Source organism: Pseudomonas sp. DF11, assembly GCF_058148565.1.
In genome coordinates, this window is the sequence record NZ_JBYVYN010000005.1 from 348250 (window position 1) to 369356 (window position 21107).

Annotated in this window: 18 protein-coding genes and 1 other RNA gene; 10 read left to right on the top strand and 9 right to left on the bottom strand. The window is 61.6% G+C overall.

Features of this window, described 5'->3' with window-relative positions:
* Nucleotides 1-6: 6 nt before the first annotated feature.
* The 5 genes from zipA to ffs all read left to right on the top strand — a co-directional run bounded on the left by zipA (nt 7) and on the right by ffs (nt 5859).
* Nucleotides 7-852: a cell division protein ZipA gene (gene zipA, locus AC30D9_RS17615; RefSeq protein WP_490144480.1), complete on the top strand. Its 846-nt coding sequence runs from the start codon at nt 7-9 to the stop codon at nt 850-852.
* Nucleotides 853-1107: 255 nt separating this feature from the next.
* The gene (gene ligA, locus AC30D9_RS17620; protein WP_307571387.1) at nt 1108-3465 is read left to right on the top strand and encodes an NAD-dependent DNA ligase LigA; all 2358 of its coding nucleotides are present in this window, start codon (nt 1108-1110) and stop codon (nt 3463-3465) included.
* A 230-nt stretch (nt 3466-3695) separates the two neighbouring features.
* A complete protein-coding gene (locus tag AC30D9_RS17625; protein WP_307571386.1) occupies nt 3696-4856 on the top strand; it encodes a zinc-binding metallopeptidase family protein in 1161 nt (386 codons plus the stop codon).
* A 150-nt stretch (nt 4857-5006) separates the two neighbouring features.
* A complete protein-coding gene (locus tag AC30D9_RS17630) occupies nt 5007-5357 on the top strand; it encodes a hypothetical protein (protein ID WP_307571385.1) in 351 nt (116 codons plus the stop codon).
* Between the two features lie 405 nt (nt 5358-5762).
* Nucleotides 5763-5859: signal recognition particle sRNA small type (ffs, locus tag AC30D9_RS17635), an RNA gene on the top strand.
* Between the two features lie 175 nt (nt 5860-6034).
* Here ffs and AC30D9_RS17640 read toward each other — a convergent pair.
* Together AC30D9_RS17640 and AC30D9_RS17645 are read right to left on the bottom strand one after the other, a co-directional pair.
* On the bottom strand, nt 6035-6541 hold the full coding sequence (locus tag AC30D9_RS17640) for a DUF4823 domain-containing protein (protein ID WP_134923478.1): 507 nt from the start codon (nt 6539-6541) through the stop codon (nt 6035-6037).
* Between the two features lie 198 nt (nt 6542-6739).
* Nucleotides 6740-7054 carry a helix-turn-helix domain-containing protein gene (locus AC30D9_RS17645; protein WP_134923479.1) on the bottom strand — a complete coding sequence of 105 codons (315 nt, stop codon included), beginning with the start codon at nt 7052-7054 and terminating at the stop codon, nt 6740-6742.
* A gap of 338 nt (nt 7055-7392) precedes the next feature.
* Between AC30D9_RS17645 and AC30D9_RS17650 the strand changes: the two genes are divergently transcribed.
* The gene (locus AC30D9_RS17650; protein WP_490144481.1) at nt 7393-9141 is read left to right on the top strand and encodes a putative bifunctional diguanylate cyclase/phosphodiesterase; all 1749 of its coding nucleotides are present in this window, start codon (nt 7393-7395) and stop codon (nt 9139-9141) included.
* Here AC30D9_RS17650 and AC30D9_RS17655 read toward each other — a convergent pair.
* Entirely contained in the window at nt 9087-9857 is a 771-nt protein-coding gene (locus AC30D9_RS17655) for a substrate-binding periplasmic protein (protein ID WP_490144482.1), read from the bottom strand. The two genes, AC30D9_RS17650 and AC30D9_RS17655, sit on opposite strands and share 55 nt — an antisense overlap.
* 142 nt (nt 9858-9999) lie before the next feature.
* Here AC30D9_RS17655 and dnaX point away from each other — a divergent pair, with 142 nt between their 5' ends.
* The 4 genes from dnaX (at nt 10000) to recR (ending at nt 14465) form a co-directional block, all read left to right on the top strand.
* Nucleotides 10000-12072 carry a DNA polymerase III subunit gamma/tau gene (gene dnaX, locus AC30D9_RS17660; protein ID WP_490144483.1) on the top strand — a complete coding sequence of 691 codons (2073 nt, stop codon included), beginning with the start codon at nt 10000-10002 and terminating at the stop codon, nt 12070-12072.
* A gap of 64 nt (nt 12073-12136) precedes the next feature.
* Nucleotides 12137-12475 carry a YbaB/EbfC family nucleoid-associated protein gene (locus AC30D9_RS17665; RefSeq protein WP_003183512.1) on the top strand — a complete coding sequence of 113 codons (339 nt, stop codon included), beginning with the start codon at nt 12137-12139 and terminating at the stop codon, nt 12473-12475.
* 286 nt (nt 12476-12761) lie between these two features.
* Entirely contained in the window at nt 12762-13796 is a 1035-nt protein-coding gene (locus AC30D9_RS17670) for an NADP-dependent oxidoreductase (protein ID WP_490144484.1), read from the top strand.
* Between the two features lie 66 nt (nt 13797-13862).
* Nucleotides 13863-14465 carry a recombination mediator RecR gene (gene recR / locus AC30D9_RS17675; protein WP_490144485.1) on the top strand — a complete coding sequence of 201 codons (603 nt, stop codon included), beginning with the start codon at nt 13863-13865 and terminating at the stop codon, nt 14463-14465.
* Nucleotides 14466-14596: 131 nt separating this feature from the next.
* On the opposite strand, the gene AC30D9_RS17680 is transcribed toward recR, so the two are convergent.
* The 6 genes from AC30D9_RS17680 to AC30D9_RS17705 all read right to left on the bottom strand — a co-directional run bounded on the left by AC30D9_RS17680 (nt 14597) and on the right by AC30D9_RS17705 (nt 20994).
* Nucleotides 14597-15145: an adenine phosphoribosyltransferase gene (locus AC30D9_RS17680; protein ID WP_003183509.1), complete on the bottom strand. Its 549-nt coding sequence runs from the start codon at nt 15143-15145 to the stop codon at nt 14597-14599.
* 76 nt (nt 15146-15221) lie between these two features.
* Nucleotides 15222-15956: a fumarate/nitrate reduction transcriptional regulator Fnr gene (gene fnr / locus AC30D9_RS17685; protein ID WP_109751553.1), complete on the bottom strand. Its 735-nt coding sequence runs from the start codon at nt 15954-15956 to the stop codon at nt 15222-15224.
* Nucleotides 15957-16050: 94 nt separating this feature from the next.
* On the bottom strand, nt 16051-17433 hold the full coding sequence (gene hemN / locus AC30D9_RS17690; RefSeq protein ID WP_307571381.1) for an oxygen-independent coproporphyrinogen III oxidase: 1383 nt from the start codon (nt 17431-17433) through the stop codon (nt 16051-16053).
* Between the two features lie 191 nt (nt 17434-17624).
* The gene (locus tag AC30D9_RS17695; protein WP_134923485.1) at nt 17625-18308 is read right to left on the bottom strand and encodes a sulfite exporter TauE/SafE family protein; all 684 of its coding nucleotides are present in this window, start codon (nt 18306-18308) and stop codon (nt 17625-17627) included.
* Nucleotides 18301-18519: a cbb3-type cytochrome oxidase assembly protein CcoS gene (ccoS, locus tag AC30D9_RS17700; RefSeq protein WP_047227179.1), complete on the bottom strand. Its 219-nt coding sequence runs from the start codon at nt 18517-18519 to the stop codon at nt 18301-18303. The genes AC30D9_RS17695 and ccoS overlap by 8 nt, the downstream gene beginning before the upstream one ends.
* Nucleotides 18520-18543: 24 nt before the next feature.
* On the bottom strand, nt 18544-20994 hold the full coding sequence (locus AC30D9_RS17705; RefSeq protein WP_490144486.1) for a heavy metal translocating P-type ATPase: 2451 nt from the start codon (nt 20992-20994) through the stop codon (nt 18544-18546).
* Between the last annotated feature and the right edge of the window lie 113 nt (nt 20995-21107).

The following is a 21107-nucleotide window of genomic DNA, read 5'->3' on the forward strand; positions in this document are numbered from 1 at the left end:
GATTACATGGAAATCGGTCTGCGCGAGTGGCTGATCGTCATCGGCATCATTGTCATTGCCGGTATTCTTTTCGACGGCTGGCGTCGCATGCGCGGCGGCAAGGGGAAGCTGAAGTTTCGCCTGGATCGCAGCCTGTCGAACCTGCCCGATGAGGATGACAACGCCGAGCTGCTGGGCCCGCCCCGGGTGCTGGACACCCACAAGGAGCCGCAGCTGGACGAGCATGACCTGCCGTCGATGAGTGCGCCGGTACGTGAGCCACGGGAGTCGGGTTCCAAGCGCGGCAAGCGCAACAGCGAGCCGTCCCAAGGGGATTTGAACCTGAACCTCGACCTGGATGGTGGCCCGAGCTTCAGCAGCCGCGACAACGATTTCCCGGACGAGAGCAAGACCTCGAGCGCCGACAAAGACCAGGCCCAGGCCGAAGAAGTGCTGGTGATCAGCGTGATCTGCCGCGACCCGGCTGGCTTCAAGGGCCCGGCGTTGCTGCAGAACATCCTGGAAAGCGGCTTGCGTTTCGGTGAGATGGACATTTTCCACCGTCACGAGAGCATGGCCGGCAATGGCGAGGTGTTGTTCTCCATGGCCAACGCGGTCAAGCCAGGCGTGTTCGACCTGGACGACATCGACCATTTCAGCACCCCGGCCGTCAGCTTCTTCCTCGGCCTGCCAGGCCCGCGTCATCCCAAGCAGGCCTTCGATGTGATGGTGGCCGCGGCGCGCAAGCTGTCCCAGGAACTCAACGGTGAGTTGAAGGATGACCAGCGCAGCGTGCTGACCGCCCAGACCATCGAACACTACCGCCAGCGTATCGTCGAATTCGAGCGCCGGGCGCTGACCCAGAAGCGCTGAAGTCGGCAGGGTTTTCTGGCTGAAGGGCTTTTGTGGCGAGGGGATTTATCCTCGCTGGGCTGCGCAGCAGCCCTCAATCCTGGCGCCTTGGCCTTATCAGCTAGTTGAGTCGTTGGCTTTGGGACTGCTTCGCAGCCCAGCGGGGATAAATCCCCTCGCCACAGGTTGTATGTTCGGCGGGCTCAGGTCCGACTGCCGATGATTTCAAGAAATTGAGCAGCCTCGGCTGCTCTTTTGCTTTATGAGAGAACACCCATGACTGCCGTCGAAACCCGTATCCAACAGCTGCGCACCGAGCTGGACCAGCATAACTACCGCTACCACGTCCTCGATGAGCCGAGCATCCCGGACGCCGAGTACGACCGCCTGTTCCACGAGCTCAAGGCTCTGGAAGAGCAGCATCCGGAGTTGGTGACCAGCGACTCCCCGACTCAGCGGGTCGGCAGCGTGGCGCTGTCGGCCTTCAGCCAGGTCCGTCACGAGATCCCGATGCTCAGCCTGGGCAACGCCTTCGACGAAACCACCATGCGCGAGTTCGACCGGCGGGTGACCGAAGGTCTCGACCTGCCCATGGGCGACTTGCTGGGCGGTGGCGCGGCGGTGGAATACAGCTGCGAGCCGAAGCTCGATGGCCTGGCGGTCAGCCTGCTGTACCAGGACGGCATGTTGGTACGCGGTGCCACCCGTGGTGACGGCACCACCGGCGAAGACATCAGCGTCAACGTACGCACCGTGCGCAACATTCCCCTCAAATTGCAGGGCAGTGGCTGGCCGCCGCTGTTGGAAGTGCGCGGCGAGGTGTACATGTCCAAGGCTGGCTTCGAGCGCCTCAATGCCACGCAGTTGGAGGCAGGCGGCAAGACCTTCGCCAACCCGCGCAACGCGGCGGCCGGCAGTTTGCGCCAATTGGATTCGAAGATAACCGCCAACCGTCCCTTGGAGTTCTGCTGCTACGGCATCGGCCAGGTGACCGCGGACATTGCCGATACCCACATCGGCAATCTCAAGCAGCTCAAGGCCTGGGGCTTGCCCATCAGTCGCGAACTGAAACTGGCCCACGGTATCGATGAATGCCTGGATTACTACCGCGACATTGGCGAACGGCGCAACGCGCTGCCCTATGAAATCGACGGTGTGGTGTTCAAGGTCAACAGCATTGCCTCCCAGCGCGAACTGGGTTTCCGCGCCCGGGAGCCACGCTGGGCCATCGCCCATAAATTCCCGGCCTCTGAAGAACTCACCGAACTGTTGGACGTCGAGTTCCAGGTCGGTCGCACTGGCGCCGTGACACCCGTGGCGCGGCTCAAGCCGGTCAAGGTGGCAGGCGTGACCGTGGCCAATGCCACTTTGCACAACATGGACGAAGTGGCGCGTCTAGGCCTTATGATCGGCGACACCGTGATCATCCGTCGTGCCGGGGACGTGATCCCGCAAGTGGTGCAAGTCGTCACCGAACGTCGCCCGGAAAACGCCCGCCCTGTTGAAATCCCGCAACAGTGCCCGGTGTGTGGCTCCCATGTGGAGCGCACGCAACTGATCAAGCGCAGCAAGGGTCGCGAGACCATCAGCGAAGGCGCGGTGTACCGCTGCGTCGGTCGCCTGGCCTGCGGCGCACAGCTCAAGCAGGCGATCATTCACTTCGTGTCGCGCCGGGCCATGGACATCGAGGGCTTGGGTGAAAAGAGCGTGGAGCAGTTGGTGGACGAGGGGCTGGTGGGTTCGCCTGCCGATCTGTATGCCCTGACCTTTGAGCAGATAGTCGACCTGGAAGGCTTCGCCGAACTGTCGAGCAAGAATCTGCTGGCGGCCATCGTCGACAGCAAAAAACCGAGCCTGGCGCGTTTCATCTACGCCCTCGGCATCCCCGATGTGGGCGAGGAGACCGCCAAGGTCCTGGCTCGCTCCCTCGGTTCGTTGGAACGCGTGCAGGCGGCCTTGCCCCAGGTGCTCACGTACTTGCCCGACGTCGGCCTGGAAGTGGCCCACGAGATCCACAGCTTCTTCGAAGACTCGCACAACCGCGAGGTGATCAAGGATCTGCTGCGTCATGGTCTCGATATCCAGGACCAGGGCGAGCTGGGCGCCGAATTCTCCGCCAGCACCACCCTGGGCGGCTTTCTCGACAAGCTGCACATTCCCTCGGTCGGGCCGGGCGGGGCACAGAAACTGGCGGACAAGTTCGGCTCACTCGAAGCTGTGATGAACGCCGACTGGCTGGACATGCGCCAGGCCCTGCCGGAGAAACAGGCCAACGCCGTACGCGAGTTCTTCACTGTCGCCGCCAATCGCCAGCAGGCCGAAGCCGCGGAACGACAGTTGCGGGACTTCGGCATGCATTGGCAGAGTGAGAAGAAAGTTGTCGAAGGCTTGCCCGAGGCGGGACATACCTGGGTATTGACCGGTTCGCTGGAGTTGATGAGCCGCGATGTCGCCAAGGACAAGCTGGAGAGCCTGGGGGCCAAGGTAGCCGGTTCGGTATCGGCGAAAACCCATTGCGTCGTGGCTGGGCCGGGGGCGGGGTCGAAGCTGACCAAGGCCAATGAGCTGGGGATTGAAGTCCTAGACGAACAAGCTTTTGCCAAGTTCCTAACTGATCATGGCATCCCTATCTGAGTGGACACTCGCTTTTGTGGCGAGGGGATTTATCCCCGCTGGGCTGCGCAGCAGCCCCAGATCTGTCGCTGTATATGTAGGTGGATAGTGTCCAGCTTCTTTGGGGCCGCTGCGCGACCCAGCGGGGATAAATCCCCTCGCCACGGTTTATCTGGTGCCAGCTGCGGATAACGCGGAACGATCATGGACGCAGGGTGATCTAGTCTTGCAGGCTCCAGGGAGAGATCGCCATGTACCGCTTCTTCGAACAACTGAGCTCACGCATCGCCGCGCCTTTCATGGGCGATCGCTCACGCAATAGCAAGATCTGGTCGTGCCGTTGCGGCCAGTCCTTGTTTTTTCGCAACAGCCAATGCCTGGCCTGCCTGGCGGCGCTTGGCTATCAGCCTGAACGGAGCCGCCTGTCGTCCTTGCAACCGGGCGAGCAACCCGACACCTGGACGCTGGACGCCGACCCGCAAGCCGGGCTGTTCCGCCGCTGCGCCAACCTCGATACCCCGGCGGCGTGCAACTGGCTGTTGCCGGCCAACGGACATGATGCCTTGTGCATTGCTTGCAGCCTGAATCGCACCATTCCCGATTTGTCGATCCCGGAAAACCCCGAGCGCTGGCGCAAGGTCGAAACGGCCAAGCGCCGGCTGGTGGCGCAACTGATCACCCTCGGCTTGCCGGTGATCCCGAAAATCGTCGACGAAAACATCGGCTTGGCTTTCGATTTCATTGGCGTCGATCCCGATGGCACGCCTCCGACCACAGGTCACGCCAGCGGACTGGTCACCCTCGATATCAAAGAAGCCGACGATGCCCATCGCGAATACGTGCGTCAGCAGATGCGCGAACCGTATCGCACCCTGCTCGGACATTTCCGGCATGAGGTGGGGCACTACTACTGGGATCGGCTGATCGCCAACAGCCACTGGCTCGAGGCGTTTCGCGAGCTGTTCGGCGATGAGCGTGCCAGTTATTCCGAAGCCTTGGAGCGGCATTATCAGCAGGGAGCGCCGCTGGACTGGCAAACCCATTACGTCAGCGCCTACGCCACCATGCATCCCTGGGAAGACTGGGCGGAAACCTGGGCCCACTATCTGCACATGATGGATGCGGTGGACACGGCGCTGGGTTTTGGCATGAGTGCTCGGGAAATGGATATCGACTACCAGCCTTTTCCGCCCGAGACCTTGTACGACCCCGAGCACACCGGGGGTACGGCCTTCCTCTCGTTCGTCAACGCCTGGATCGAACTGGCCGGGATGCTCAACGAACTGTCCCGCAGTATGGGCCAGCCGGATTTCTATCCGTTCGTCGTGCCCGCCGCCGTCATCACCAAGTTGCATTTCATCCATCTGGTGATTCAGGAGGAGGGTGGTCGGGCGGATGAGGTGCTGATGTAACTTTGTTCTCGCGCTGGGTTTTGCCTGCCTCGTTAGGAGGCTAGGCAGCGTTAAAGTGATGCCATTTGTTTTGATAGTGATTTTATATTCAAATTTTCCTTTACCCTAAGGCCGCCATGGATGATGGCTATATTTATTATGGAAAATACGATGAAACATGATGAAGCAGATAAAGCGACAACCATTCCCAATGCGCCTCGGGGGCTTGCCCAGGCCGGACTGACCCAATACACCATTATATTGGCTTGGCAAATCTCGGATAATGTTCGGCCCGATCAGATTGCGGGTCACACGTTTAAAGTAACGGCGGTGGCAACTGGACAGCCGCAGTTCGTTCCCGCAACCCAAGTGAAACCGGACGGGCGTGGCTGGTACCGACATGAAATAGGCGTCAGTGGCGGCTCCCGGCCTGTTTATTTCAATGTTCAAGTTCGGGCGCAAGCTTCCAATGGTGAGTATGGGCCGTTCTGTCCAGTGGTAGTTTGTAATACGTCGTCATGATCGGCCCTTTAGCATCGACAATGATTCAAGGCCATAGTTGGTCACAAACAGTTGGTTGAAAGATTCAATCTATTACGACTTCACTACAGGTTCCCTGTGGGAGCGAGCCTGCTCGCGATGGCGGTGGGTCGGCTTGCATCCATGTTGAATGTGCCACTGTCTTCGCGAGCAAGCCCGCTCCCACACGGGTACACGGGTGTCCACAGATCCAGTGTTCACCACTGATCTCCTGTGGGAGCGGGCTTGTTCGCGAAAGCGCTGGGTCAGCCAGCGTTAACGTTGAAGCCCCCACAGCAAGTGCTTGAACATCTTCAGTTTTTTTATCCGGCACGAACGGTTGTAACTTCTTGCCAGATAGGTACAATGGCGCGGCTCGCCGTCAGGCGGGCGTCGTTATGGTGACCCCATCGGTCCCCCCGCAACGATTACCCGTGAACCTGGTCAGATCCGGAAGGAAGCAGCCACAGCGGGAACATTGTGTGCCGGGGTGTGGCTGGTGGGGTTGCCTCCATAACGCCCAAGCCTTCGTTCGCAAGGTTTGCCAAATTCAAAATTTCCTTTCGTTTTGCTGATCGATATCGATCGGTGCTTTCTGCTGTCCGGGTTTTGGCTGGGCGGGGCAATCGAGCGTCGATAAGGAGGGCGGCCCTGTGCATCGGCAGGACGGGCCCCTACAGTCAGTACTGAGCTTTCACATACTCATTAATCGGCTCTTGTAAAAGATCCTGTGGGTGATCCCCGCCGAAAGTCGCCCACTTACTTTTACCGGACAGGATCGCAGACCCCAGCGGCTGTGCCCCAGTCGGGCCATAAATGGCGAGCTTCACTTCAATTTTGTCGGGGAGGCCCGACCATTCTGTGGCGCGTTCTTCCCAATGGAGGATTTCCGGGATGACGTAGTAGCCCGAAGGGTTGTTCTGCCTCAGGCAGTTCAATTCATGGCACGTGCCCGTTACCGTCACACGGTTGGTGTAATAAGAGAATGCTGTCTTGGTGGCGGCAGCTGTCATATCGCCGGAGGCAGGATAGGGTGTCGTTTCGTAGCGGCCGTCAACCGGTGTGGCGATGGTGACGGGCATTTGCCGATCAAGTTTTCCAGGGTTGGGGAATACTTCTTGTTGCGCGTATTTGGCGGTGCAGCCGGTGGCGAGTATCGAAACAAGAATGATCGAAAGTTTATGCACGATGTCCCCTGGGATTTTATTGTGTAGACGAGTCATAGGCGTCATAGGGACGCAGGAATCAGCGCGTTGATAGTCCGGGTTCGTGGTGGGCGATGTCAACGCGACATTATGTCTTGCGTCACCCTCGGAATTGGGCAAGCGAGCAAAGAGAAGCCTGGCCTGTCTCGCATCGACAGGCCAGGCTTCTCTTTCATAGCGTCAAGGCTTGGACAAGGCCTGGTCGACCGCTGCGATCAGCTTTCCCAGATCCTTCGGGGTGGCTCTGTGTATGACACCGAACAGATACGCACGCTGTTCGTCCTCGTCATCCATGTCGGCAAAAAAGGCTTTCAGTTGTACATCCAGCACATTGGCAAGCAGGAACAAGGCTTCGACGCTGGGGGTGTAGGTGCCGGTTTCAAAGCGGCTGATGGTTTTGGGGTCAAAACCGGTTTTTTCGCCAAGTTCAGCCTGAGTAAGCCCCGCTACTTTGCGGTAGCGTCTGATGGCTGGACCCAAACTTGAAATTTGCATCGCTTAATTCCCATTTAGAATCAAGAACTTAACGATAGATTTTCGCATTAGGCAACCGCTTGATCCATCACCTTGCTTTGCAAAGTGTGATGTGTTTCGTAGAATCGGCCTTTGGCACGGGCATTTGGTGACCTGCTTCAGAAGCCTGGGTGTGTGCGCAGACCGGTCCTTGCGTTTCTTGCCGCGATACAAGGCAAGGGCCGAAGCCTTGCCTTGGCACCACCAGGGCCCGCGCTCCGGCTTTTCTCAAAGTGTTTGAGCCTAGTTGATTTTCGCCTGTCTTGAAGGCGGTGCAACCGCGCGCGACAAATGAGCCTGACTCATGGATGACTGCTTCGATGGATAAGAAGTACCGCAGAGCCGTTGACGCCGCCGCGATTTTTTCCGAAACCGATCTGAGCGGGCGCATCACCTACGTCAACGATCAATTTTGCAGCCTTTTTGGTTACCGGCGCGATGAGTTGCTGGGCGCCAATCATCGCCTGCTCAATTCCGGCCAACACCCTGACGAGTTCTTCAGCGCCATGTGGCGCACCATTGCCCTGGGCCAGGTCTGGAAAGGGGAGATCTGCAACCGGGCCAAGGACGGTACGCTGCACTGGGTCGACACCACGCTGGTGCCGGTGATCGACGACCAGACAGGGCAAATCGAACGCTACCTGGCGATTCGTTTCGACGTCAGCGAAAAGCGGCGCCTGCTGCATTCGCTGCAATGGCGGGTAGGTCACGATGTGCTGACCGGACTGCCCAACCGCACTTATCTGTCCGATCTGCTGGATCAGGCCCTGGAGTTTTCCCGCGCGGAGAACCTGCCCCTGGCGGTGTGCATGCTCGACCTCGATGGCTTCAAGGCCGTCAATGACGGCTATGGCCATGCCAGCGGCGATCGGTTGTTGGTGGAGGTTGCCAGGCGCCTGCGCAGCATTGTGCGTGGCGAGGACGTGGTAGCACGGCTGGGTGGGGATGAATTCGTGCTGGTGCTGCGCCATGTGCGTGGGATGGATGAATTGCATGCGGCGTTGAACCGGGTATTGATCGCCGTTTCCATGCCGTATGGCATCGACGGCAAGGACATCAAGGTCTTCGCCAGCATTGGCGTCACGCTGTTCCCGTGGGACAACGAAGACGCCGAGACCTTGTTGCGCCACGCTGACCAGGCGATGTACGTGGCCAAGCAAAGCGGTCGTAATCGTTTCCACTTGTTCGATGTGTCCCGGGACAAGGAGGTGCGAGCCACTTACCAGACTGTCGAACGGGTCCGCCAGGCATTGGCCGACGATGAGCTGCGGCTGCATTTCCAGCCCAAGGTCAATATGCGCCATGGCACCGTGGTCGGCCTGGAGGCGCTGCTGCGCTGGAAGCACCCACAGCGTGGCCTGGTGCCGCCTCGGGAGTTCCTGCCCCTGGTGGAAGAGACTGACCTGATCGTCGAGATCGGCGAGTGGGTCATGGAGCAGGTACTCATCCAGTTGCAGCAATGGCAGCAGGCGGGGCAGGGCTGGCCGGTGAGCATCAATATCTCGGTGCGGCATTTCCAGCGGGCGGATTTTGTCGAGCGGCTGCGTCAGGTGCTGGAGCGGCATCCGGCGGTACCGCCACGCCTGCTGGATCTGCAGATTGTCGAATCCGTCGCGGTGGAAAACGTTGCGCACGTCAGTGCTTGCCTCCAGGCCTGCCAGGCGTTGGGCGTGGGTTTTTCTCTGGGTGGTTTCGGCACGGGCTACTGCTCGCTCAACGACCTCAAGCACCTGCGCACGCAAACCATCAAGATCGACAAGACCTTTGTCCGCGACATTCTCGACGACCAGGACGACCTGGCGCTGACCGAAGCAGTGATCGGCCTGGCCCGGGCGTTTGGCCGTGAGGTTGTCGCCGAGGGTCTGGACAGCCTGGAGCATGGCCAGTTGCTGCTGCGCCTGGGCTGTGAGGTGGCCCAAGGTTACTTCATCGCCCGGCCCATGCCGCCCGAGCAGATCCCCGGCTGGGTCCAGGGGTTCGTCCCGCCGGCACAATGGCGGCAGCGACCCAGCGATCAGGGAGAGGGCGCGTTGCTGCTGGCCGGCGATACGTCACTGCGACCGGTGTAAAGCCGGATGATTGCGTCGATCTCCCCGGACGTCTTCATGTTCAGCAATGTCCTCAGGATGCGTTGTGCCGGGATGTTCGGATCGTTGCGCACGTAGCAGCTCAACTGCTGTTCCTGGAGCACCGCCACTTCATGGAGTTGTCGATCAGCGGTATGGCGTTGATTGAACCAGTCCAGCGCCCATTGGTTACTGATCCCGTAGCGATAACGTCCGGCCAGCAGTTTTGCCAGCACTTGTTCCTGGCTGCGGGCGTCGTCGCGGTGCAGTTGGCCGCTGTCGAACAAGGGTTGCAAGGTCGGGTAGGTATAGCCGAGCACCGTGCCGATGGCTTGTTCCGGCAACGTTGCGGGTGTGACCGCCGCAGGGGTGCTTGCCGTGGCGACGAGCAGGTCGCGCTGGAAAAACAACGGGATGCTCCACAAATAATCGCCACTGTCCTTCACCCAGTCGGGGCTGACATAACAACGCAGGTCGATTTCGCCGTGTTTCATGGCGCCGTCCAGCCGGGCGCGGGACAGGACGTGGAATTGCGCCGGCAGCCCTACCTGGGTCGCCAGGCTTGTCATGATGTCGGGAATGATGCCCTGAGTCGGCCGACCTCGTTCGATCTGCACCATGGGCATCGCCCAGCCGTCGGTAACGGCGAAGCGCAAGGGGCCTTCCTCGGCAAAGCAACTGGTACCCAACAACAGCAAAGCCCCCATGGCTGAGCGCATAAACTCTCCTGACTGTACAAAACCGCGTCGACAACCGAGTCCTTGACCAATCTTAGTCAGATTAGACGAGCACACCGGATGCAATTTCGCCCCTGCTCCGCTAGCATTAGCCGCTTATGTTCCTTCGTTGCGACGGTTTTCGATGAGTTATCAGGTTCTTGCACGTAAATGGCGTCCGCGCTCGTTCCGCGAAATGGTCGGCCAGACCCATGTGCTCAAGGCTCTGATCAATGCCTTGGACAGCCAGCGGCTGCACCATGCCTACCTGTTCACGGGTACCCGCGGTGTGGGCAAGACCACCATCGCGCGGATCATCGCCAAGTGCCTGAACTGTGAAACCGGCATCACCTCGACACCTTGCGGCGAGTGCTCGGTCTGCCGGGAAATCGACGAGGGCCGTTTCGTCGACCTGATCGAGATCGACGCCGCCAGCCGCACCAAGGTCGAAGACACCCGCGAACTGCTCGACAACGTGCAGTACGCGCCGAGCCGTGGGCGCTTCAAGGTCTACCTGATCGACGAAGTGCACATGCTCTCCAGCCATTCCTTCAATGCGCTGCTCAAGACCCTCGAGGAACCACCGCCCTACGTCAAGTTCATCCTGGCGACCACTGACCCGCAGAAACTTCCCGCAACGATTTTGTCGCGATGCTTGCAGTTCTCCCTCAAGAACATGACGCCGGAACGGGTCGTCGAGCACCTGACGCACGTACTGGGTGTCGAGAACGTACCCTTCGAGGACGATGCGCTGTGGCTGCTGGGCCGCGCCGCCGATGGTTCGATGCGCGATGCCATGAGCCTGACCGATCAGGCCATCGCTTTCGGTGAAGGCAAGGTCATGGCCGCCGATGTCCGGGCCATGCTCGGTACCCTCGATCACGGCCAGGTCTATGACGTGTTGCATGCGCTGATCGAAGGCGACGCCAAGGCGCTGCTCGAGGCTGTGCGTCACCTGGCCGAGCAGGGGCCGGACTGGAATGGCGTGCTCTCGGAAATTCTCAACGTGCTGCACCGTGTCGCCATCGCTCAGGCCTTGCCGGATGGTGTCGACAACGGCCATGGCGACCGTGATCGCGTACTGGCCCTGGCTCAGGCGCTGCCGGCCGAAGACGTGCAGTTCTATTACCAGATGGGCCTGATTGGCCGTCGCGACCTGCCCCTGGCGCCGGATCCGCGCGGCGGCTTCGAAATGGTCCTGTTGCGAATGCTGGCGTTCCGGCCAGCCGACACGGCAGACGCCCCGAGGCAACCGCTAAAGCCAGTGGGGATCAGCCAGGCCACAGCTGATTCCGCCAAGCCAGTGGCTGCCGCGCCCGTCGTTGCGCCGGCAGTGGCTTCGGCTCCGGTCGCGCCTGTGGTACAACCGACCCCGACACCCGTTGTCACGGCGGCCCCTGAGCCGGAAGTCGAACCGGTCGTCGAGGCGGCGCCCGAACCTGTCGTCGAAGCCGTGGTCGACCTGCCCTGGAACGATCCGATCGAGCCGGAGGTTGTCCAGCAACCCGCCGTGGAGCCGGTCCTGGAGACCATCGCCGAGCAGCCTGAGTTGCCGCCGATGCCATTGCCAACGCCCGACAGCGTGGTGCCCGATGCGCCGGAGTGGGTCGTCGCGCCAGTGCCCGAGCCAACAGTGGCCGACGTCGATGTCGCCACGCCGGGCATCGACCTGGACGACGAGCCACCGCTGGACGAGGATTACATCGAGCCGGACATGGATTCGGCCTACAGCTACCTGGACGACCTGGCCAGCGAGCACGCCGCCGAGCCGGCTCCGGAGCCCGAGCCGGAACCAGCGGCGATGCCGGCCACCGGGCTGGCGCTGCAATGGCTGGAACTGTTCCCTCGACTGCCGATCAGCGGCATGACCGGTAGCATCGCCGCCAACTGCACGCTGATCTCCGTGGAAGGCGATCACTGGCTGTTGCACCTGGACCCGGCCCACAGCGCATTGTTCAACGCGACCCAGCAGCGTCGCCTCAACGATGCACTGAACCAGTACCACCAGCGCCCCCTGACGTTGACCATCGAGCTGATCAAGCCCGAGCAGGAGACTCCGGCCCAGGCCGCGTCCCGTCGCCGTGCCGACCGTCAGCGCGAGGCCGAAGAGTCGATCCACAGTGATCCATTCATCCAGCAGATGATGCAACAGTTCGGCGCCGTGGTCCGTCACGATACTATCGAACCTGTCGAGGCCCCGGTCACCCAGGGCTCATAACTGAAGGCGTCGGGTCCTACGGGCCGGGCGCGTTGTTTATCCAAGTACTTTCGAGGTGATTCCCATGATGAAAGGTGGCATGGCCGGCCTGATGAAGCAGGCTCAGCAGATGCAGGAAAAAATGGCCAAGATGCAGGAAGAACTGGCCAACGCCGAAGTCACCGGCAAGTCCGGCGGCGATATGGTGACCGTGGTCATGACCGGTCGCCACGACATCAAGCGCGTGAGCATCGACCCAAGCGTGGTCGAAGGCCTGAGCGAAGACGACAAGGAAATGCTCGAAGCGCTGTTCGCCGCCGCTGTCAACGACGCCGTGCGCAAGATCGAAGCCAACAGCCAGGACAAGATGTCCGGCATGACCGCCGGCATGCAACTGCCGCCGGGCATGAAGCTGCCGTTCTGATTCGCCATCCCGGTCGGGATGGGCTACACACAATGCCAGGCATCGCGCCTGGCATTTTTGTTTCTGCTCCAAAGCCTCGGTGGCTGTTAAGCCGCTATCGCGAGCAGGCTCGCTCCCACAGTGTCTGAAGGTACTAACAAAATCCAGGTCTGCCACCGTCATCCTGTGGGAGCGAGCCTGCTCGCGATGCTGGCACCGCGGTCCAACGGCAAGAGCATCGAACACACCCCCTTCAAAAGGGTCTGCTCCTTATAAAGAGCCACTCAACGATCAAGGAGACCTTTCCATGTCACAAGCATCGACCTCCAACCAGCGCATCGTCCTCGCCTCCCGCCCTAAAGGCGCACCCACCCCGGACAATTTTCGTCTTGAGCAGGTGACACTACCGGACCTGGTGGACGGGCAAATCCTGCTCAAGACGCTGTTCCTGTCCCTGGACCCTTACATGCGCGGACGAATGAGCGACGCGCCTTCCTACGCCGCGCCGGTGGAAATCGATGAGGTGATGACCGGTGGTGCCGTCAGCCGCGTGGAGCGCTCGCTGCACCCGAAATTCCAGGAAGGTGATCTGGTGGTGGGCGCGACGGGATGGCAGAGCCACAGCATCAGCGATGGGCGCAACGTGATGCCTATCCCCGCCGGGCTGCCCAGCCCGTCGATGGCCCTTGGGGTGCTGGGCATGCCGGGCATGACCGCATACATGGGATTGATGGACATTGGCCAACCCAAGGCCGGGGAAACCCTGGTGGTCGCGGCCGCCTCCGGTGCGGTGGGCTCGGTGGTCGGCCAGGTGGCGAAGATCAAGGGCCTGCGTGTCGTCGGCGTTGCGGGCGGCAGGGAAAAATGCAAGTACGTGGTCGACGAACTGGGCTTTGACGCCTGTGTCGATCATAAAAGCGCGAATTTTGCCGAGGAACTGGCGCGGGCCTGCGACAAGGGCATCGACATCTATTACGAAAACGTCGGTGGCAAGGTCTTCGATGCCGTCGTGCCGTTGCTCAATGCCAAGGCACGGATCCCGCTCTGTGGCCTGATCGCGTCCTACAATGATCAACAGGCACCGAGCGGCCCGGATCGCTTGCCACAACTGCAGCGCACCTTGTTGACCAAGCGCGTGCGGATCCAGGGGTTTATTGTGTTTGACGACTACGGTGACCGTCAGCCGGAGTTCATCAGTGCCATGGCCCCTTGGGTGCGTGATGGCAAGGTCAAGTTTCGCGAGGACGTGGTCGATGGCCTCGAGAATGCGCCGCAGGCGTTTATCGGCCTGTTGGAAGGGCGCAACTTCGGCAAGTTGGTGGTTCGGGTCGCGCAGGATTGAGTATTTGACGCTAATCGGAGGCGCGGGTATAAACCGCGTCTCGTTGTTATGTCGGACATTTCCTCCATGAGCTTCAGCCCTTTGATTCGCCAACTGATCGATGCCCTGCGAACGTTGCCGGGTGTGGGTCAGAAAACTGCCCAGCGCATGGCGTTGCAATTGCTCGAGCGTGATCGCAGCGGCGGTTCACGCCTGGCCCATGCCCTTAGCCAGGCCATGGAAGGCGTGGGACATTGCCGTTTATGCCGGACTCTCACCGAAGATGATCTTTGCCCGCAATGCGCCGATCCGCGTCGGGACGACAGCCTGCTGTGCGTCGTGGAAGGTCCGATGGATGTGTATGCGGTGGAGCAGACGGGATTCCGCGGTCGCTATTTCGTGCTCAAGGGGCATTTGTCACCCCTCGACGGCTTGGGACCGGAAGCCATCGGCATTCCACAGTTGATCGCGCGGATCGAAGAGGCGGGTACGTTCACGGAAGTCATCCTTGCCACGAACCCGACGGTCGAAGGCGAAGCTACCGCCCATTACATCGCCCAACTGCTGAACAACAAAGGCCTGATCGCCTCACGCATCGCCCATGGCGTGCCGCTGGGTGGGGAGCTTGAGTTGGTGGATGGCGGGACGTTGGCGCATTCGTTTGCGGGGCGCAAGCCGATCGCGTTGTAGTCGTACCCAAAGACTAATGTGGGAGCGGGCTTGCTCGCGAAAGCGGTGTGCCAGTCAACATCAATACTGGCTGATTTATCGCTATCGCGAGCAGGCTCGCCCCCACAAGGGTTATGTGTTGTGGGTGAGGATTATTTTTCGCTGAGCGAGAACTGCGTCAGGCAGAACGTCGGGATCCCCATGTCTTCCAGGCGCTGGGAACCCAGCAGCTCCGGCAAGTCGATGATCGCCGCGGCCTCGTGGACCTTGGCGCCCATGCGGCGGATCAGGTTGGCGGCGGCGATCAGCGTGCCGCCGGTGGCGATCAGGTCATCGAACATCACCACCGAGTCCCCCTCGCACAAGCTATCGGCGTGCACTTCCAGGAAGGCTTCGCCGTACTCGGTCTGGTAACCCTCGGCCAGCACATCGGCCGGCAGCTTGCCTTGCTTGCGGAACAAGACCAGCGGCTTGTTCAACTGATAGGCCAGGATCGAGCCGATCAGGAAGCCTCGGGCATCCATCGCGCCGATGTGAGTGAACTCGGCCTCGACGTAGCGGTGGGCGAAGCTGTCCATGACCAGCCGCAGGGCGGTCGGGGATTGGAACAGTGGGGTAATGTCGCGAAAGATCACGCCGGGCTTGGGGAAATCGATCACGGGGCGGATCAGGGATTTGATGTCGAAGGAGTCGAAGACCATCGTGGAGGTGTCCTGGCAGGGCTGCAAACGCGGCAGTATAGCGCGGCGAGGCAAATCCCTCAGCCGCGCGGGTCCATCAGCCTTCGATCGAGCCGCCGGCCAGGGCGCACAGTTGGATCGGGTCGAGAATGTGAATCTCCTTGCCTTCGGCGGCAATCAACTCGTTCTGTTGGAAACGGGTGAATACTCGGGACACGGTTTCCACCGCCAGACCCAGGTAGTTGCCGATTTCGTTGCGCGACATGCTCAAGCGGAACTGGTTGGCCGAGAACCCGCGGGCGCGGAAGCGTGCCGAGAGGTTGACCAGGAACGTGGCGATACGCTCGTCGGCGGTTTTTTTCGAGAGCAGCAGCATCATTTGCTGATCGTCACGGATTTCCCGGCTCATGACCCGCATCAACTGGCGGCGCAGTTGCGGCAGTTGCAAGGCCAGCTCGTCCAGGCGATCAAAGGGGATTTCGCACACCGAGGTGGTTTCCAGCGCCTGGGCCGAGACCGGATGGCTCTCGGTGTCCATGCCGGATAGGCCTACCAGCTCGCTGGGCAGGTGGAAGCCAGTGAGCTGCTCTTCGCCACCATCGCTCAAGTTGAAGGTCTTCAAGGCGCCCGAGCGCACGGCATAAACGGAGTCGAAGGCGTCGCCCTGGCGAAACAGGAATTCACCTTTTTTCAACGGTCGGCCCCGTTTAACGATGTCGTCCAGCGCATCCATGTCCTCCAGGTTCAACGAAAGTGGCAGGCAGAGGGGCGCCAGGCTGCAATCCTTGCAATGGGCCTGGTTATGGGCGCGCAGTTTGACTGGCTCGGACATTTCTTAAATCCTTGTGGGAAATCACACATAAGGCGTAAGGGTACCCCAGCGTAGTCGCCCCGACCAGTGTGCTTTCGTCGTCAAATTGTCGCGCTCAGATGACTCGGGAGAAGCGCTGTCGATTTTGTTGCTCCAGATAGGCATCGAACACCATGCACACGGATCGCACCAGCAGGCGACCAGCCGGTAGTACTTTGATATGTGTGCTGTCCAGTTCGATCAGGCCGTCCTCGGCCATGGCCTGCAATTGCGGCCACAACGACGCGAAATAGCCACGGAAATCGATGTTGAAGCCTTGTTCGATCTCGGCGAAAGCCAGGTGGAAATGGCAGATCAACTGCTGGATCACCGCGCGCCGCAGGCGGTCGTCGGCGTTGCATATCAGCCCGCGGCTGGTCGCCAGTTGCCCGTCGGCGAGGGTGTTCTGGTAATGGTTCAGGTCACTGCTGTTCTGGCAGTACAAATCACCGATCTGGCTGATGGCTGAAACGCCCAGGCCGATCAGGTCGCAATGACCATGGGTGGTGTAGCCCTGGAAGTTGCGCTGCAGCGTGGCCTCTTCCTGGGCGATTGCCAGTTCGTCGTCGGGCAGGGCGAAGTGGTCCATGCCCACGTAGCGGTAACCGGCGGCGGTCAGTTGTTCGATGGTGCCTTGCAGCATCGCCAGTTTCTGCTCAGGGTTCGGCAAGTCCTGGCTGTCGATGCGCCGCTGGGGCATGAAGCGTTCCGGCAGGTGGGCGTAGTTGAATACCGAGAGCCGGTCCGGTTGCAGATGGATGACTTCCTGGACGGTGCGAGCGAAGTTTTCCGGCGTCTGCTTGGGCAGTCCGTAGATCAGGTCGATATTGATCGAGCGGAACTGCAAGGTCCGGGCGGCTTCGACCACGGCACGGGTTTCTTCCAGGCTTTGCAGGCGATTGACGGCTCGCTGCACCGCCGGGTCAAGGTCTTGCACGCCGATACTGACCCGGTTGAAACCCAATTCGCGCAGCAGGCCCATGGTCGACCAATCGGCTTCCCGGGGGTCGATTTCAATACTGTAGTCGCCGGAATCGTCATCCAGCAGGTTCATATGCTTGCGCAACTTGGCCATCAGTTGGCGCAGTTCGTCGTGGCTGAGGAACGTCGGGGTGCCACCGCCAAAGTGCAACTGTTCCACGCGTTGGGTAGGGTCCAGGTGGCAGCCGATCAGCTGGATTTCCTGTTCCAGGCGTTGCAGATAGGCGTGGGCACGGCCACGGTCCTTGGTGATGACTTTGTTGCAGGCGCAGTAGTAGCAAATGTTCGCGCAGAACGGTATGTGCACATACAGCGACAGCGGCCGCAGGGCCTTGCGGCTGTCACGCAGGGCGTGGAGCAGGTCGAAGGTGCCCACCTGGCTGCCAAACTGCGCCGCAGTAGGGTACGAGGTGTAGCGTGGTCCCGCCAGGTCGTAACGGCGGATGAGATCTGAGTCCCAACGAATGGTGTCGAGCATGCGGGCATTTCCCGGATAGACTGGCATGGAGCGAGTCTAGGGGCGCGTAGGCGAGACCGTCTTGATTTGCGTCAACGGGGCGGGACCTGTGTCAGGGCCCATCGCGAGCAGGCTCGCTCCCACGGTGGATTTGAAGCGTTCAATGCGGCTCCTTGTGGGAGCGAGCCTGCTCGTGATGGGCGGTGACTCGGTCAATGCCCCATGAGCCAATGCTGATGCGGCCCGGGCAGTGTCCAGATCCCGAAAATAATCACCAGCAAGCCACCGGCCATGCGCACGCTGCGTTTGCGCAGCAGGGCGGTGACGCGTTCGGCGGCCAGCCCGGTGGCGAGCAGCACCGGCCAGGTGCCGAGGCCGAAGGCGAGCATCAGCAATGCGCTGTCCAGGGCATTGCCCTGGCTGGCGGACCACAACAGGGTGCTGTAGACCAACCCACACGGCAGCCAGCCCCACAGCGCGCCAAGCAGCAAGGCCCGGGGCAGGCTCGACACCGGCAGCAAACGGTTGGCGACGGGCTGGATGTGCCGCCACAAGCCACGCCCGACGCTTTCGATGCGGGTCAGGCCGCTCCACCAACCCGCCAGGTACAGGCCCATGGCAATCAACAGCAGGCCGGCCAGCACCCGCATGATCATCGCTGCCGGGCTGTTGGAGACGGCCCAACCGGCCAGGCCGATCAGCAACCCGGCGGTTGCGTAGCTCAGGATCCGCCCCAGGTTGTACGCCAGCAGCAGCCGGAAGCGCCGGCTGCGCTGCTCCCTGGGGATCGCCAGGGTCAGGGCGCCCATCAGGCCGCCGCACATGCCCAGGCAATGGCCGCCGCCGAGCAGGCCAAGGATGACCGCCGAAACCAACAGGGGCGCCAGGTCAAGCATGGGGCGGGGCCTTGTCGTCCGGCTTGCGGGGCTCGCCACTGGCTTCGTCCACCGCCGCTTTGTGGTTCGGGTCCTGATCGTCGAACAGAATGCTGTGGGCCGGGCCGTCGAGGTCGTCGTACTGCCCGCTGTCCACGGCCCAGAAGAAAATGTATACGGCGATGGCCACGATCAGCAGCGCGGCCGGAATCATCACGTAGAGAGCTGGCATGTCGGAACTCCATGCCCGCGCGGCTCAGACCGGCAGCGGGCGGGTATCGGGCGTGGCGTCGATAACCTGCGCCTTGGGCTGACGGGTCAGCCTCAGCGCATTCAACACCACGGTCAACGAACTGATGGACATGCCGACCGCGGCCCACACCGGCGTAATCCAGCCGAGGGCGGCGAACGGCAACATGAGGCCATTGTACAGCCCTGCCCACACCAGGTTCTCGATGATCACCCGGCGGGTACGTCGGGCCAGGCTGAAGGCATGGACCAGGGCATCGAGGCGGTTGGACAGCAGTACCGCGTCGGCGCTGGTCTTGGCCAGGTCGGTGGCCGAGCCCATGGCGACACTGATGTCCGCCGCCGCCAGTACTGGCACGTCGTTCACGCCATCACCGAGCATCAGCACCTTGCGGCCCTGTTGGTGCAACTGTTGCAACACGGCCAGTTTGTCGTCCGGGCGCAGGCCGCCCCGGGCTTCATCGATACCCAGTTCGGCAGCGACGCTGGCAACCATCGGCGAACTGTCACCCGACAACAGCAGCGTGCGCCAGCCCCGCGCCTTGCAGGCCGCCAGCAGGGCAGGGGCATCGACGCGCAAGCGGTCATCGAGGACGAACCAGGCCAGCGGTCCTATCTCATCACCCAGCAACAGCCATTGCCCGGGTTCGTCTGGCATCAGCGGTACGGAGACGCCACTCAGTTCGCAGACGAAACCGGGCTGGCCGATGCGCAGGCGCTGTTCGGCCACCAGGCCTTCCAACCCCAGCCCCGGGGTACTCTGCACTTGCTCGGCGGCCAAGGGGGCGCGGCCGAAGGCGCGGGCGATGGGGTGTTCCGAACGGTTTTCCAGGGCGGCGGCCAAGGCCAGGCATTGATCGCTGTCGAGGACCGCCAATGGCCGAATAGCACGTAACGCCAGGCGGCCTTCGGTGAGGGTGCCGGTCTTATCGAAAATCACCGTATCGATCTGGTTCAGGCCTTCCAGCACATGACCGCGCGTCAGTAGCAGGCCGAGTTTGTGCAAGGTGCCGGTGGCAGCGGTGAGGGCCGTCGGTGTGGCCAGGGACAGCGCGCAAGGGCAGGTGGCGACCAGCATCGCCAGTACGATCCAGAAGGCCCGCGAAGCATCCAGCTGCCACCACAACAGGCCGATGGCCGCCGCCGCGACCAGCGAGAACAACAGGAACCATTGGGCGGCGCGATCGGCGATTTCCGCCAGTCGCGGCTTCTCGGCCTGGGCCCGCTCCAAAAGCCGCACGATGGCCGACAACCGGGTGTCTTGCCCGAGGGCCAGTACCTCGACGGTCAAGGCGCCTTCGACGTTCAGCGTGCCTGCGGTGACCGTATCGCCTACTTGGCGAGGTTGTGGCAGGTACTCGCCGGTCAGCAGCGATTCGTCGATGCTGGACTGCCCATCGAGGATCTTGCCGTCGGCCGGCAGGACCGCCCCTGGATGCACCAGCACCCGGTCACCGGTGCGCAATTCGCTGAGCAGGATGCGTTCGCTCTGGCCGTCCGCCTCCAGGCGCAGGCACGAGGCCGGCAGCAGGTTGACCAACTGGGCGGTGGCGGCGGCGGTGCGCTCCCGGGCGCGACGTTCCAGGTAGCGGCCGGCCAGCAGGAACAGGGCGAACATGCCCACGGCATCGAAATACAGTTCGCCGACGCCGGTGATCGACGTCCAGATCCCGGCGACGTAGGCGCCGCCAATGGCCAGGGACACCGAAACGTCCATGGTCAGGTGCCGGGTACGCAGGTCGCGCATGGCGCCTTTGAAGAATGGCGCGCAGCTGTAGAAGACGATAGGGGTGGTGAGGAACAGCGCGACCCAGCGCAGGATGGTATGCATCTCCGGGCTCAGGTCGATGTTGAATTCCGGCCAGGTGGCCATGGTCGCCATCATTGCCTGGAACCACAACAGGCCGGCCACGCCCAATTGGCGCAGGGCCAGGCGGTTTTGTGCGGCGAGTTGCTCGCAGGCCTGGTCGGCCTGGTACGGGTGAGCGACGTAGCCGATCTGGCGCAACTCGGCGAGTAGCGTACTCAGTGGCAGTTGAGCGTCGGCCCAGCGCACATGCAGGCGATGATTGGACAGGTTCAACCGCGCCTCGGCCACGGCCGGCAGGCTGCGTAGCTGCTTTTCGATCAGCCAGCCGCAGGCGGCGCAACTGATGCCTTCCATCAACAGGGTGGCTTCGGCCAGTTCGCCTTCATGGCGCACGAACGATTGCTGCACGTCAGGGCGATCGTACAGCGCCAGTTCATCGGTCAGTTGGACAGGCAGGGTTTCGGGGTTGGCCGACGCTTCGCTGCGATGCTGGTAATAGCTTTCCAGGCCACCGGCGACAATCGCCTCGGCCACCGCCTGGCAGCCCGGGCAGCACAGCTCGCGGGTTTCACCGAGGACAACGGCGGTGAAGCGGCTGCCGGGAGGAACGGGCAGAGCGCAGTGGTAGCAGGGCTGTGGAGTGGTCATGGGTATTCACATATCGAAACTTGCTGGCATGCATCTGAAGGCCTCTTCGCGGGCAGGCTCGCTCCCACATTGGAATGTCGTGATGACATAAACCGGATGTGGGGGCGAGCCTG